The sequence below is a fragment of the Mycobacterium sp. genome, assembly GCF_046095365.1.
Taxonomy (GTDB): domain Bacteria; phylum Actinomycetota; class Actinomycetes; order Mycobacteriales; family Mycobacteriaceae; genus Mycobacterium.
The window spans coordinates 36,183-50,014 of the sequence record NZ_JBJTJF010000123.1; the positions used below are offsets into that span (position 1 = coordinate 36,183).

Below are 13,832 nucleotides of genomic sequence, written 5' to 3' on the forward strand. Positions count from 1 at the left end.
GAAAAATGAACGGATTCACCCGATCGGTGGGACTCGCACTCGCGGCGGCCGGTACCGCCGCCGGACTGGCGCTGTCGACGGCGGCCGCGGCGGAGGCGGCCAACAAGGCGCTGATGGTCAACGGCCTGGGCGCCGGCAACCTCACCGACATCGCCATGGCCAACCTCCTGGGCGGCATGTTCGGCAGCTACCAGCGTCAGAACGTGCCGTGGCCGCAGCAGGCCCGGCCGGTCACCGGCAAGGACAGCATGACGCTGACCCAGTCGATCAATATCGGTGTCACCAACCTCGACGCGGCGATCTTCAGTTCGCTGGCCCAGCTCGGCCCGGGAGAGCACATCACCGTCGTCGGCTTGTCGGCCGGAGCGCTGGTGGTCGACGAGGAGATCCGGCGGCTGGCGGCCAATCCGAAGGCTCCCGACAAGAGCAAGATCAACTTCGTGGTGGTCGCCGACTCCAGCCGGATCCTGTTCAACAAGAACCGCTACGACCCCACCATCGGGTACCAGTACCGCGTGCCGGCTGAGACGAAGTACAACACCAAGGTGGTGACCGGCGAGTACGACGGTTACGCCGACTTCCCCGACCGGCCCTCCAACACGCTGGCGGTCACCAACGCCATAGCCGGCTCCCAGCTCGTGCACATCCCCTCGATGCTGACCAACCTCAACACGGTTCCGGCGAAGAACATCAAGACGACCACCAACGTCCTCGGCGGTGTGACCACGAGCTACCTGGTTCCGACCCCCACGCTTCCGATCGTGATACTGAACCCGAAGCTCAAACCGCAGGAAGCCGCGCTGCGCAAGCAGATCGACGCCGCCTACGTGCGCAACGACCCGAAGAAGGCATCGGCCGCCACCACGGTTGCGCCTGACGCGGGCGCGGCCCCCGCGGCGTCGGCGGCGGCTGAAGCCGCCCCGGCAGCCCCCGCGCGCAAGACCGGACCCGCCGCCAGGGCTGCGCGAGTGGCCGCGGCCGCTCGCGGCTAGGACCCGCCCGGGCCGGGTCAAGGCTTGAGAGGCAGTGCCTCCAGACGGAGCAGATTGCGACGCGGCGACTTGGTGTCGAGGCCGACCAGAGGCGTGCCGTCGGCAAGAATCGCCAGCCCTTCGGGGTTTTCCGGGTGGCCGGCGATCCGCCACACCTCCTCCGCATCGACCGTGCCGCCCGCCGGGTCGAGGCTGTCGGGCAGCCGGGCGATCGCGGTGCCCTGATCCGACAACAGGTACAGACACCCGTCGGGCCCGATGGTCGCGTCACTGATGTCGGGAAGTCTCTTGCTGAGAGCCTCGCCCAGCCACCACGTCGCCAGCACGGTGAGGGTGGCATCGGACGGAGTCGGCGCTGCGGTCGGACCACCCCGGCGCCAGCCGACCGGGGCCTCGCCCGGCGGCCCGAACTCCAGGATGGCCGCGGGATCCTTCTCCTTGACCACCAGCAGGTGGCCGCGGTCGGCCAGGAGCAGCGACTCGCCCCGCGACGTCCGGTCGCCGAGCCAGGCCTGGCGCAACCGGTGGCCCTCCGGCACCTCGAGTAACACGGTCGCCAGCAGCGCAGGAGTCTGCAGGTCGATGTGCAGCACCCGGGCCGGTTGTTCCTGCATGATCAGCACGGTGTGCTCGCCGGTGGGGACCAGCGCCTCGAACTGAGTTCCGCCTTCGGGCAGTTTCAGGCCGGCCAGGTCGATCCCGCGCCACCGCAGCGGCCACTGCCCCACCGGCGCCGTGAACAGGACGGGTTCACGATCGCCGACCGCGAGCAGTTCGCCCCCATGCAGGGTGAACCCCGATACCTCGCGCAGGGGGACGTCGGCCACATCAAGGACATCGAGCTTCGGCGGCTTGCTCACGCGATCAGACTAGGCAAGGGTGACCGGGCGCTGCTCCCGGTTCCGCGGATGGGGGGTCCGCGCTCGAAATCCGGCGCCCGGTCACCATGGGGCCAAGCTAGCAACAGAACGGCGTCGACGACGGCGTCATTCCGCAGGGGTGTGGATAAGCGGGGCGAAGCGGCCGTCGGGTTGGGGGCGGTAGGGCTTGACCTTCACGACTGCGGCGACCGGCAGCGGCCCGTACAGGTGCGGGAAGAGCATGCCCTCCGGATCGCCGGGGACACCGGGCTCCCAGCGCACCGGAGCCTCGAGGACGCGCCGGTCGACCATGAGCGCCACCAGATCCGTGCTTCCCGCAAAGATCCGATTGGCCGGCAGATGGACCTGCCGCGGGGCCGACAGGTGAATGAATCCCGCGGGTCCCGGGCGCACTTCGCCCGCGGCCAGAGCGTCGCGCCACTGCCGCTCGGAGCACAGATGAACCAGCGGGTCCCACTCCCCCGTCCCTGCCACGAACCCAGCATGCACCAGCGCACGGGTGAGACACGACACATCATTGGCGGCAGGGAACAAGCCCGCGGCCCGGAACGTCTGAGACAGTAGACGTACCCCGGGTCGCCGCGGGGGCGCTGAGCACCTTTGGAGGAGCCCATGAACGCAACGCTGACCAGTCCGGAACTGACCAGGGCTGATCGCTGCGACCGCTGCGGGGCTGCCGCGCGGGTGCGTGCCAAGCTCCCCTCCGGTGCCGAGCTGCTCTTCTGCCAGCACCACGCCAACGAGCACCAGGCCAGACTGCTCGAACTCGACGCCGTGCTCGAAATCAGCCCGGCAGACGCCTAGAGCGACCACCACAGCCGTGCCGCAGTACGGCCCAGGCCATGACGGACCGACCCCCGCTCCCCCCGACGCGGCACCACGTCTGGCACATCGCCAAGCGGACGCTGGCCAAGAGTTGGGATGACTCCATCTTCTCGGAGTCGGCACAGGCCGGGTTCTGGTCGGTGCTCTCGCTGCCGCCGCTTCTGCTCGGGATGCTGGGCAGTCTGGCCTATGTCGCGCCATTGTTCGGGCCGGACACTCTTGCCGCCATCCAGAGCCAACTGATCAGCACGTCCAACAGTTTCTTCTCCAGGAACATCGTCAACGAGATCATCGAGCCGACCGTCCGCGACATCGTGCAGGGTGCGCGAGGCGAGGTGGTATCGCTCGGTTTCATCATCAGCCTCTGGGCCGGCTCGTCGGCGATCTCGGCCTTTGTCGACTCAGTAGTGGAGGCCCACGACCAGACTCCGTTGAGACACCCTGTGCGCCAACGGTTTTTCGCTCTCGGCATCTATGTGGTGATGCTGCTTGTCGTCATCGCGTCGGCACCGCTGCTGGCGCTCGGACCGCGCAAGATCGCCGAGTACATCCCGCAAAGCTGGGACAACGTCCTGCAGTTCGGTTACTACCCGATGCTCGCCCTGGGTCTCGTCGTGGCCGTGACGGTGCTCTATCGCGTCGCGCTGCCCGTGCCGCTGCCGACCCACCGGCTGATCTGGGGTGCGATTCTGGCCACCACGGTGTTCGTGGTCGCCACCGCAGGACTGCGGGTCTACCTGCAGTACATCACCCGCACGGGCTACACCTACGGAGCGCTGGCAACCCCGATCGCGTTCCTGCTGTTCGCCTTCTTCCTCGGCTTCGCGATCATGATCGGAGCCGAACTCAACGCCGCGATCCAGGAGGAGTGGCCGGCTCCCGAGCCGCACCTGGCCCGCTGGCTGGCGCGGTGGCGGGGCCGCCCGGCGGCCGACCAGCAGCCGGCCCCCCCGGTTACCGTCAGCCCCTCTTGAGCGATTCGTAGATGCGCTTGCAGTCCGGGCACACCGGAGAACCCGGCTTGGCCGCCCGGGTCACCGGAAAAACCTCTCCGCACAGGGCGACCACATGGGTGCCCATCACCGCGCTCTCGGCGATCTTGTCCTTCTTGACGTAGTGGAAGTGCTTGGGCCTGTCGGCGTCCGAACCGTCGTCGACCCGTTCGTCGCTGTCGGTGCGTTCGATCGTATCGGTCTGCATGACACATATTGTGCCCGGCGAAGCGCGTACTCGGTCAGACAGCCGTAAGAAAACGGCCCTCGCCTGAGCCGCCGGGGTGTGGAAAGGTAGGTCCATGGAGCGGGATCTGGGTTTCGACGACGAAGGCCGGCCCGTGCTCATCACCCGGGCGGCCCACTCCTATGAAGAGCAACACCGCGCCCGGGTGCGTAAGTACCTGTCACTGATGTTCTGGCGAATCCCGGCGTTCATCGCCGCGGCCGTGGCCTACGGGATCTGGCACAACGGAGTCCTCTCGCTGGCGATCCTCGCCGCATCGATTCCACTGCCGTGGATCGCGGTTCTGATCGCCAACGACCGGCCGCCCCGGCGTGCGGAGGAACCCCGGCGCTTTCCCGACGCGCCCGAGCGCACCGCCCTGTTCCCGCGGGCTGAGCACCGCGCGCTCGAGTCCGGCTACACCTCTGCCAGACAACACCGCACCGCCGCCCCCGACGAGGAACGCACCCGCTGAGCGCTTTCTCAACGCTTTCTTAAAGCGCGCGCCTATTCCCGCTGTTCGAGGGGTGTGAGATCTCCGACGGGTGGGAACTCCTGCCTGCAGTCGCACGTTGGACGTTTCGACAGCAGGAGCCGATCAGGAGGCACCCATGGCTAACGCCACCATCACCCGGTTCGACACCGACCTGGACGCTCAGAGCCCAGCCGCGGACCTCGTGCGCGTGTATCTCAACGGCATCGGTAAGACCGCCCTTCTCACCGCCGAGGACGAGGTCGAACTCGCCAAGCGCATCGAGGCCGGCCTGTACGCCCAGCACCTGCTCGAGACCCGCAAGCGTCTGGGCGAGAACCGCAAGCGCGACCTCGCCGTCCTGGTGCGCGACGGCCAGGCGGCTCGCCGGCATCTGCTGGAGGCCAACCTCCGCCTGGTGGTGTCGCTGGCCAAGCGTTACACCGGCCGCGGCATGCCCCTGCTGGACCTCATCCAGGAGGGCAACCTTGGCCTGATCCGCGCGATGGAGAAGTTCGACTACACCAAGGGCTTCAAGTTCTCCACTTACGCGACCTGGTGGATCCGTCAGGCCATCACCCGCGGCATGGCTGACCAGAGCCGCACCATCCGGCTGCCCGTGCACCTGGTGGAGCAGGTCAACAAACTGGCCCGGATCAAGCGGGAGATGCACCAGAACCTTGGCCGGGAGGCCACCGACGAGGAACTGGCCGAGGAGTCGGGCATCCCGGTGGAGAAGATCAACGACCTGCTGGAGCACAGCCGTGACCCGGTGAGCCTGGACATGCCGGTGGGTAGCGACGAGGAAGCCCCGCTCGGTGACTTCATCGAGGATTCCGAGGCGATGTCGGCTGAGAACGCGGTGATCGCCGAGTTGCTGCACACCGATATCCGCCATGTGCTGGCAACTCTCGACGAGCGCGAGCAGCAGGTGATCCGGCTGCGTTTCGGCCTTGACGACGGCCAGCCCCGGACCCTGGACCAGATCGGAAAGCTGTTCGGACTGTCCCGCGAGCGGGTGCGCCAGATCGAGCGCGAGGTGATGACCAAGCTGCGCAACGGCGAGCGGGCCGAGAAGCTGAGGTCCTACGCCAGCTGAGCGCCTCCCGCCGGGTCTTCCGGCACCCGTTCCCGCAGCTAGGCGTATAGACTCGCAGAGCGAACGGAGGGTGCCCTGACAATGAATGACCTGGTCGACACCACCGAGATGTACCTGCGCACGATCTACGACCTCGAAGAGGAAGGCGTGGTGCCGCTGCGGGCGCGCATCGCCGAGCGGCTCGAGCAGAGCGGCCCGACGGTGAGCCAGACGGTGTCGCGGATGGAGCGCGACGGCCTGTTGCGGGTGGCCGGCGACCGACACCTGGAGCTGACCGAGAAGGGCCGCCGGCTGGCGACGTCGGTGATGCGCAAGCACCGCCTCGCCGAACGGCTGTTGGTCGACATCATCGGAGTGCCCTGGGAAGAGGTGCATGCCGAAGCATGCCGGTGGGAGCACGTCATGAGCGAAGACGTCGAGCGCCGTCTGATGCAGGTTCTCGACCACCCCACGGTCTCCCCGTTCGGCAACCCGATCCCCGGGCTGGCCCTGCTGGGGCTGCCGTCGGACGGCGTCGAGCCCGACAGCGCCGATCTGGTCCGGCTCACCGAACTCCCGGTCGGCGACTCGGTGGCGGTGGTGGTACGCCAGTTGACCGAGCACGTCCAGGGCGATGTCGCCCTGATCGGCCGGCTCAAGGAGGCCGGCGTCGTGCCCAACGCCAGGGTGCTGGTGCAGACCGGATCGGACGGTGACGTGACCATCGTCGTCGGCGGCCACGAGAATGTCGAACTTCCGCACGAGATGGCCCACGCGGTCAAGGTCGAGAAGGTCTAAACGGCCCAGCCCGACACCCGCCGCGTCGGCAGCTGTACGCCGAGCCTTCTGGCGAGCCGGTACCCGGTGGAGGCGAGTTCCCTGATCTGTTCGGGCCGCATTCCGGATTGCAGCGCGGTATCGAGCATCCCCGCCATCCTATGGTCGGGGTCGCTGCGCAACGCCGCCTCGAGGGAGATTCCGGCAAGCGGGCCATCCCCACGTGCGTACGCCGAAAACGCCAGCAGCACAAGGGCTTCCAGCCGCCACGGATCCGGCAACGTGCGGGCCAGCAGCGCCCACAACGCCTCGGCGGCAGCGGCGTGCGCACCGACCGCCAGCGCGTACAGGGTATCGCGTACGGCGATGTCGGAAAGGCTGCAGGCCAGGGCGGGAAGTTCGTCCTCGGAGGGCGCGGTGCCGTCGAGAACACGCAACGCCACGGCGATGGCCGTCTCGACGTCGCGGCGGCCGCGACCGTCAGGATCGGCCTGCCATTCGGTCCGGCGGGCCTCCGCTTCTGCGCGGATGGGACCGATCAGCGTGGCGGCCCGCTCCGGATCGCCGACCGCTATGACGGCCTGCAGGTCGGCGCGGCTGCCGTAGAGCCGCCGGCCGTCGAGCACTGCTGCGACGGCCAGCGGTGATGCCGAGGGATCCTCCACGGCGCCGCGGGCGCCGCATCCGTCGACGCAACGCCACCGGCCTCCGGGTTCGACCCGATCGACGACGTGCGCCCCGTACAGGGCGACGGAGCGCTCCCCGAGTTCCGCGGCCAGCGTGTCGCACAACCGCCGGTGGTCGTCGTCGCACATCGGGCACAGCGCGCCGTCGGCGTCCACGATCACCGCGACCACGTTCTCGGCCCCCGAATTGGCAGCGATCTCAGCGAGGCGATCGAGGTTGCCGGGCAGGTCGCAGCTCAGGTCGGCCCGCATGACAGCTCCGATCCGGCCGTGCTCGAGGGTTACCAGGACCAGTGATTTCTCCGGCACGAATCCCAGAGCGGCGGGAAGGGCCGCGATGAGGGCGCCGGGGCGGGTGAATCGGAATTCGGGACGATGTTGGGTCATGCCCGCGACGCTCCCAGCCAGCGGTGTCACCAGCCGGCCACCAGGCCGCCCCGCAACGGGTCGGCTGTGCATAAATCCGGCACTGGGGACGAGAATGGACTGAAAAGCGCACGAAGCGGGAACGTACCTCGCCGCCCACGCGTTATCAGCAGTGGTGAAATAAGCGGGTCGCATAAGCGCAGCAGAATCAGGCGCAGGCGGATCGAGCGAGGAGGCGAACATGGCTGACGAGCAAGGCCACAGGCCCGACGGGATGTACGAACTGGAGTTCCCGGCACCGCAGCTGTCGTCGTCGGACGGCCGCGGCCCGGTCCTCATCCACGCCCTGGAGGGATTTTCCGACGCCGGGCACGCCGTCCGGCTGGCCGCCCAGCACCTGAGCGACTCGCTGGAATCGGAACTGGTGGCGTCGTTCGCGATCGATGACCTGCTCGACTACCGGGCCAGGCGGCCGACGATGACGTTCAAGACCGACCATTTCACCGCCTACGACGACCCGCAGCTCAATCTCTACGCCCTGCGCGACAGCGTTGGCACACCGTTCCTGCTGCTCGCAGGCTTGGAACCCGACCTGCAGTGGGAACGTTTCGTCGGTGCGGTCCGGCTGCTCGCCGAACGCCTCGGTGTGCGGCGGACCATCGGGCTGGGCACCATCCCGATGGCGGTACCCCACACCCGGCCGGTGTCGCTCACCGCGCACTCCAACGACCGCGCGCTGATCGCCGACCACGAGCCCTGGGTCGGGGAGGTGCAGGTGCCGGGCAGCGCGTCGAACCTTCTGGAGTTCCGGATGGCCCAGCACGGACACGAAGCGGTCGGTTTCACCGCGCACGTCCCGCACTACCTGGCGCAGACCGACTATCCCGCCGCGGCGCAGGCTCTGCTGGAGCAGGTCTCGAAGTCGGCTGCGCTGGACCTGCCGCTCGACGCTCTCGGCGAGGCCGCTGCGAGCGTGCGGAAGAAGATCGACGAGCAGGTCGAGGCATCCGCCGAGATCGCCCAGGTGGTCGACGCGCTGGAACGCCAGTACGACGCTTTCGTTGCCGCACAACAGAACAGGTCGTTACTCGCCCGCGACGAGGACCTGCCCAGCGGCGAGGAGTTGGGGGCGGAGTTCGAACGCTTCCTGGCCCAGCATGCCGACGATTTCAAGGACGGTCTGCCGGAGGACGAGAGCTAGCCGACGCCTCGGTTGGCGCGCAGCGCCTCGATCTCCCTCTCGAAATCCTCGGCCGAGGAGAACGACCGGTAGACCGAGGCGAAACGCAGGTATGCAACCTCGTCGAGTTCCCGCAGCGGACCCAGAATCGCCAGGCCGACATCGTGACTGGGAACTTCGGCGGACCCGTCGGCCCGGATGCTGTCCTCGACCTGTTGAGCCAGCAGGTACAGGGCGTCGTCGTCGACCTGCCGGCCCTGACAGGCCCGGCGCACACCGCGAACCACCTTCTCCCGGCTGAACGGTTCGGTCACGCCACTGCGCTTGACGACGGCCAGAACGGCGGTTTCGACGGTGGTGAACCGGCGGCCGCATTCCGGACACGACCGGCGGCGCCTGATGGCCTGCCCCTCGTCGGTCTCGCGGGAGTCCACCACCCTCGAGTCGGGGTGCCGGCAGAAAGGACAGTGCATGAGCGCTCCCCGTCTCCCGGCTTGAACTGCGACGACCGACACGAAGCCTACCCGCTCAGCCGATCGGCGCGATCAGCGTCTGGCCTGCGTCGACGGACGCCGAGTCGAGACGATTGAGTTCACGGATCCGCGCGACCACCGGCCCCGCGGGCGCATCCGGGGCGACCCGGCCGGCCAACTGCTGCAGCGACTCCCCGGCCTGGACCTGCACCACCGCGAGGCGGTCGGGCAACTGGGCGGGGGCCGGGTCCCCGCTGACATGGGCGAGCAGGCCGAGCCAGAACGTGACCGCTGCCGCGGCCGCGGCGACCGCCAGGCTGGCCGCCGTGCTCACCGGCTGCCGACGGGAGTGCACGGCCCGCGAGGTGCGGGCACCGTAGCCCCGATAGGCCAGCGGTGCCACCGCAGGACGGGCGGGCGCCGGCCGGTACGCCCGGGGCCGGACGGTCCCGCGGTAGGCGGTTCCCGCCGGCCGTACCCAGACCGCGCTCCACTCCACCGGCTGCCTGTCGTCGAGGACTGTCATCGTGTGTTCCTTCCTCAGTCATTCGCTCTGATGTTCGAACTGTACTCGATCACACGTTCGATTTCCGAACATTTGATCGAGCGTGTCCGACGATAGATCGAGCCACCGACAGGGCGTGGCGACACGCTCGAACACATGTTTGATTACTGGTCACTTTCGGGCTACATTCGCCTCCATGAGCGAAAGCGCAAAACAACCTATGAGCGAAAGCGCAAAACGACCCATTAGCGAAAGCGCAAAACGACTATGAGCGACAGCACCAAACAACCGGCCGGCCGAACCGGCGCCTCCGGCCTGACCGAGCGCCAGCGGAGGATTCTCGAGGTGATCCGGGCGTCGGTCACCACCCGCGGCTATCCCCCGAGCATCCGGGAGATCGGTGATGCGGTAGGCCTGACATCGACGTCCTCGGTCGCGCACCAGCTACGCACACTGGAGCGCAAGGGGTTCCTCCGGCGTGATCCCAATCGTCCGCGCGCGGTCGATGTGCGCGGGGTCGACGACGCTGCCGCGGCGGTGGCCACCGACGTGGCCGGCTCCGACGCACTGCCCGAGCCCACATTCGTGCCGGTTCTCGGGCGCATCGCAGCAGGCGGGCCGATCCTCGCAGAGGAGGCCGTCGAGGACGTCTTCCCGCTGCCCCGTGAGCTGGTCGGAGAGGGTTCGCTCTTCCTGCTCAGGGTCGTCGGGGAGTCGATGGTCGACGCAGCCATCTGCGACGGCGACTGGGTCGTGGTCCGTCAGCAGAATGTCGCCGACAGCGGCGACATCGTCGCCGCGATGATCGACGGCGAAGCCACTGTCAAAACCTTCAAACGATCAGCCGGTCAGGTGTGGCTGATGCCGCACAACCCGGCCTTCGACCCGATCCCCGGGAACGACGCCACGATCCTGGGCAAGGTCGTCACAGTGATCAGAAAGATCTGATCCTATTCGGGCGCTTTGACGAAACCGTTGGCCTGGGCCAGTTCCTCGCTGGCGAACCACACCTCCGGGATCGTGTTGTCGTAGAGCACCGAATCCGGTGTGTAGTACAGACCTGAGTGGGTGTTGCCCTTGATCGAGTAGCCCTCCGGCGCCTGGAACGGGTCGGCCAGGGGCAGGTGGATGGCGGGCCGCCAAGGATCCTCGTCGCTCAATTCGGCCGCGTACTCGGTCTCGGCCACAGGTTCGGCCTCGAACTCGAACGGGACCTGTCCCGGCGCCTCCTCGACGACCACGTCGTCGACCACCACATCGATCTCCTCGGTCCAGTAGTCCTCGACCGCGTGCCGGCGCCGCGGTGCGGCGGCCAGCTCGTCGAGCTCGAGACGCCAGGCCGACGACGAGGTTCCCAGCGACCCGGCGGCGTGCCGCCCGAGTCCCGAATCCGCCAGCAGCGCGTCGAATTCCGGCGTCGACGACTCTTCGAGCTCGGCCTCGGTGGGGATGCGCGTCGGCGCCGTGTCGATGGCGTCCTCGTCGGAATCGAGTCCGGACTCGATCTCCTCGGCGACCGGGGGCGGCGACCACATGTCGCGGTCGGTGTCGGCACTGCGGGTGCCGGGCCAGAAGTCATCCTCGGAGTCGGTGCTGAAGTAGTCCCGGCGAACCGGGACGGTCTCGCGGGCGTCCGTCGCGCCCTGGCGCTGGACCCGGCGGGCCAGCAACCCGAGCAACGCCAGGACCGGCAGGATGATCGCCAGCCACCACCACCGCCAGCCGCCGCTCTCGGAACCTGTGCCGGTGGCCGGGGTGGCGGGGGCCTGGGCCACCGCGTCAGGCATTTCCAGCCCGGACAGCTGCGACTTCAGTTCCGCCGGGTCGGTGCTGAACTCTTTGGTCGCCTTGTTCCAGGTGATCTCGCCGCCGGTGAAGTCCTGCGAGACGGTGTCACCCTTCGCGGTCTGCTCGCCGGTCGGGACGCCCAGGGTTCCGGTTGCGCCGCCCAGTTTCGCCCAGGCGGCGTTGATCGGACCCCGGACGACGATCGCGCCGGTGTCCGGGGTCCAGAAGATCACCGGTTTGTCGGGTGCGCTGAAGGAGTTGACCCGGCTGTTGGGCACGCCGCCGTCGGCCTCGCCGCCCACCGGAAAGCCGAGGTCGCCGGTCGGGCCGCCGAGCGACTCGTATTTGGACAGGATCGCGCCGGTGACGGCGTGCGCGCCGGTCTGCGGCGAGTAGAAGATCTTCCCGCCGGCGTAGCCCTGTGCCGCGGCGTTGTCCCCGATCGTGGCCTGCTGGCCCTGCCGCGCCCCCAGCGGACCGCCGAGGCCGCCGCCGGACCGCCAGGCCAGGTTGATCATCGTGGTCGGATCCAGGGGCACCTCCAGGCCGGCAAGGCTGTCGGCCAGTCCCGGAGGGTCGGAGGTGAAGGTGTTGGTGGCGAGGTTCCAGGACAGCTCCCCGCCGGTGAACCGCTGGCTCACCACGTCGCCGTTGTAGCGCTCGTCCTCGACGGGAACACCCAGCACGCCCGCCGAGCCTCCGAGTTTGTCCCAGGCCGCGTTCAGAGCGCCCCGGACCGACCAGGCGCCGGTGTCGGGGGTCCAGAACACCGCGGGTCTGTCGGTCGCGCTGAATGTGCTGACCCGGCTGTCGGGACTGACCAGACCGGTGACCACGTCGATGTTCGGGAAGCCGAGGTCGCTGTCGGCGGGGCCGCCCAGCGACTCGTACTTGTCCAGGATCGCGCCATAGATCAGATGCGCCCCGGTCGCCGGGGTGAAGTAGATCTTCCCGCCGCTGAACTGCTGCCCGAAGCCGTCACCGACCCCGAACACCTCGCCGTCCCGGCCGCCCACCGGCGAGTCGGCCCCGCCGGCGGCCTGCCAGGCCTGGTCGATCGCGTCGACCGCGTCCGATTCCGGAGTGGCCAGCGCCGAGGGCACGACGAGTGCCGCCACGGCGGCGGACGCCACGGCGCCCATCGCCAGTCGCCGCACGGTCCGGCCGAGCCGGTTGCCTACCGAGGTCATGCACTGTCCTCCCGCATCAGGACGAGACATCTCTGGTCATATTCCGAAAACAACGGTCTCACCATGTCGGGAAAAGCTTGCCACGACACGCGGGGATTTCCTGAAAGCGGATTCCGAACCGAGATACAACCCGAATTCCAATGTGATGAAAGAACACGGCGCCTTTTCGCGCCTTTCACACCCCCAGGCTGCGCCCGATTATCTCCTTCATGATCTCCGTGGTGCCGCCGTAGATGGTCTGCACCCGGGCGTCGAGGAAGGCCCGCGCGACGGTGTATTCGCGCATATAGCCGTAGCCCCCGTGCAACTGCAGGCAGCGGTCGACCAGCTTCACCTGAGCCTCGGTGGTCCACCATTTGGCCATCGCGGCCTGATCGGCGGTCAGTTTGTCCTCCATGAGAAGGCGGATGAATTCGTCGACCATGATTCGCACCGCGGTGGTCTCGGTCGCCAATTCCGCGAGCAGGAAACGGCTGTTCTGGAATGAGCCGATCGGTTTGCCGAAAGCCTTTCGCTGCGACACGTACTCGATCGTCTCCTCGAGGACGGCCTCCATTGCCGCGGCAGCCATGATCGCGATGGAAAGGCGTTCCTGCGGCAGGTTCTGCATCAGGTAGATGAAACCCATGCCCTCCTCACCGATGAGGTTCTCCACCGGGACCCTGACGTCGGTGAAGGACAGTTCGGCGGTGTCCTGGGCGTCGAGACCGATTTTGTCGAGGTGGCGGCCGCGCTCGAAGCCGGGCATGCCGCGCTCAACGCCCAGCAGGGAGAATCCCTGCGCTCCCTTGTCCGGGTTGGTCTGGGCCACCACAAGCACCAGGTCGGCGTTGATGCCGTTGGTGATGAACGTCTTGGAGCCGTTGAGCACGTAGTGGTCGCCGTCGCGGACCGCGCGGGTCTTGATGCCCTGCAGGTCGCTGCCGGTGCCGGGCTCGGTCATCGCTATCGCGGTGATCATCTCGCCGGTGCAGAACTGCGGCAGCCAGCGCTGCTTCTGCTCCTCGCTGGTCTGGTGCAGCAGGTAGGGGGCGACGACGTCGTTGTGCAACGAGAAGCCCAGCCCGCTGTAGCGGCCGGCGACGGTCTCCTCGACGACGACGGTGTTGTAGCGGAAGTCGGGGTTACCGCCGCCGCCGTACTCCTCGGGCACGGCCATCCCCAGGAAGCCCTGCTTGCCGGCTTCCAGCCACACCCCGCGGTCGACGATCTTGTCCTTCTCCCACTGGTCGTGATACGGCGCCACGTGCTTGTCGAGAAAGCCGCGGTAGGACTCGCGGAACAGATCGTGTTCCGGTTCGAACAGGGTGCGGGTGTACTTGACGGCTTTACCCATGGGTGACCTCCGAAGGCTCGAGCGGATCTACTCCAGAGGATAGACCAACCGGGCGGTTGGTCGGC

At 67.9% G+C, this 13,832-nt stretch carries 16 protein-coding genes; 8 read left to right on the plus strand and 8 right to left on the minus strand.

Features of this window, described 5'->3' with window-relative positions; all coding sequences use genetic code 11:
• The first annotated feature begins 5 nt into the window (after positions 1-5).
• Positions 6-992 carry a PE-PPE domain-containing protein gene (locus ACKOQ4_RS10140; protein ID WP_526291397.1) on the plus strand — a complete coding sequence of 329 codons (987 nt, stop codon included), beginning with the start codon at positions 6-8 and terminating at the stop codon, positions 990-992.
• 17 nt (positions 993-1,009) lie between these two features.
• Here ACKOQ4_RS10140 and ACKOQ4_RS10145 read toward each other — a convergent pair whose 3' ends face one another.
• Entirely contained in the window at positions 1,010-1,852 is an 843-nt protein-coding gene (locus ACKOQ4_RS10145; RefSeq protein WP_526291399.1) for a YjiK family protein, read from the minus strand.
• Between the two features lie 126 nt (positions 1,853-1,978).
• Positions 1,979-2,347, minus strand: coding sequence for a DUF952 domain-containing protein (locus tag ACKOQ4_RS10150; protein ID WP_526291401.1), 369 nt, complete (start codon positions 2,345-2,347; stop codon positions 1,979-1,981).
• A gap of 138 nt (positions 2,348-2,485) precedes the next feature.
• Here ACKOQ4_RS10150 and ACKOQ4_RS10155 point away from each other — a divergent pair, with 138 nt between their 5' ends.
• Entirely contained in the window at positions 2,486-2,677 is a 192-nt protein-coding gene (locus ACKOQ4_RS10155; RefSeq protein WP_526291403.1) for a DUF7455 domain-containing protein, read from the plus strand.
• Between the two features lie 38 nt (positions 2,678-2,715).
• Positions 2,716-3,672 carry a YhjD/YihY/BrkB family envelope integrity protein gene (locus ACKOQ4_RS10160; RefSeq protein WP_526291405.1) on the plus strand — a complete coding sequence of 319 codons (957 nt, stop codon included), beginning with the start codon at positions 2,716-2,718 and terminating at the stop codon, positions 3,670-3,672.
• Here ACKOQ4_RS10160 and ACKOQ4_RS10165 read toward each other — a convergent pair.
• The gene (locus ACKOQ4_RS10165; RefSeq protein WP_526291407.1) at positions 3,659-3,898 is read right to left on the minus strand and encodes a DUF3039 domain-containing protein; all 240 of its coding nucleotides are present in this window, start codon (positions 3,896-3,898) and stop codon (positions 3,659-3,661) included. The two genes, ACKOQ4_RS10160 and ACKOQ4_RS10165, sit on opposite strands and share 14 nt — an antisense overlap.
• 94 nt (positions 3,899-3,992) lie before the next feature.
• On the opposite strand from ACKOQ4_RS10165, the gene ACKOQ4_RS10170 reads away from it, so the two are divergent.
• From ACKOQ4_RS10170 to ACKOQ4_RS10180, 3 genes are all read left to right on the plus strand, one after another.
• On the plus strand, positions 3,993-4,391 hold the full coding sequence (locus tag ACKOQ4_RS10170) for a DUF3099 domain-containing protein (protein ID WP_526291409.1): 399 nt from the start codon (positions 3,993-3,995) through the stop codon (positions 4,389-4,391).
• Between the two features lie 136 nt (positions 4,392-4,527).
• Positions 4,528-5,487, plus strand: a complete 960-nt coding sequence (locus ACKOQ4_RS10175) for a sigma-70 family RNA polymerase sigma factor (RefSeq protein ID WP_526291411.1) — start codon at positions 4,528-4,530, stop codon at positions 5,485-5,487.
• A gap of 81 nt (positions 5,488-5,568) precedes the next feature.
• Positions 5,569-6,264, plus strand: a complete 696-nt coding sequence (locus ACKOQ4_RS10180; protein WP_526291413.1) for an iron-dependent transcriptional repressor DtxR — start codon at positions 5,569-5,571, stop codon at positions 6,262-6,264.
• On the opposite strand, the gene ACKOQ4_RS10185 is transcribed toward ACKOQ4_RS10180, so the two are convergent.
• Positions 6,261-7,316, minus strand: coding sequence for a DUF4192 family protein (locus ACKOQ4_RS10185; protein WP_526291415.1), 1,056 nt, complete (start codon positions 7,314-7,316; stop codon positions 6,261-6,263). The two genes, ACKOQ4_RS10180 and ACKOQ4_RS10185, sit on opposite strands and share 4 nt — an antisense overlap.
• 220 nt (positions 7,317-7,536) lie before the next feature.
• Here ACKOQ4_RS10185 and ACKOQ4_RS10190 point away from each other — a divergent pair, with 220 nt between their 5' ends.
• A complete protein-coding gene (locus ACKOQ4_RS10190) occupies positions 7,537-8,496 on the plus strand; it encodes a proteasome assembly chaperone family protein (RefSeq protein WP_526291417.1) in 960 nt (319 codons plus the stop codon).
• Here ACKOQ4_RS10190 and nrdR read toward each other — a convergent pair.
• Entirely contained in the window at positions 8,493-8,948 is a 456-nt protein-coding gene (gene nrdR / locus ACKOQ4_RS10195; RefSeq protein WP_526291419.1) for a transcriptional regulator NrdR, read from the minus strand. The genes ACKOQ4_RS10190 and nrdR overlap by 4 nt on opposite strands.
• 55 nt (positions 8,949-9,003) lie before the next feature.
• Positions 9,004-9,474 carry a LysM peptidoglycan-binding domain-containing protein gene (locus ACKOQ4_RS10200; RefSeq protein ID WP_526291421.1) on the minus strand — a complete coding sequence of 157 codons (471 nt, stop codon included), beginning with the start codon at positions 9,472-9,474 and terminating at the stop codon, positions 9,004-9,006.
• A 246-nt stretch (positions 9,475-9,720) separates the two neighbouring features.
• Here ACKOQ4_RS10200 and lexA point away from each other — a divergent pair, with 246 nt between their 5' ends.
• Positions 9,721-10,401, plus strand: coding sequence for a transcriptional repressor LexA (gene lexA / locus ACKOQ4_RS10205; protein WP_526291423.1), 681 nt, complete (start codon positions 9,721-9,723; stop codon positions 10,399-10,401).
• Between the two features lie 2 nt (positions 10,402-10,403).
• Here lexA and ACKOQ4_RS10210 read toward each other — a convergent pair whose 3' ends face one another.
• The gene (locus ACKOQ4_RS10210; RefSeq protein WP_526291479.1) at positions 10,404-12,383 is read right to left on the minus strand and encodes an LGFP repeat-containing protein; all 1,980 of its coding nucleotides are present in this window, start codon (positions 12,381-12,383) and stop codon (positions 10,404-10,406) included.
• A gap of 223 nt (positions 12,384-12,606) precedes the next feature.
• On the minus strand, positions 12,607-13,767 hold the full coding sequence (locus ACKOQ4_RS10215; RefSeq protein WP_526291425.1) for an acyl-CoA dehydrogenase family protein: 1,161 nt from the start codon (positions 13,765-13,767) through the stop codon (positions 12,607-12,609).
• Positions 13,768-13,832 lie beyond the last annotated feature (65 nt).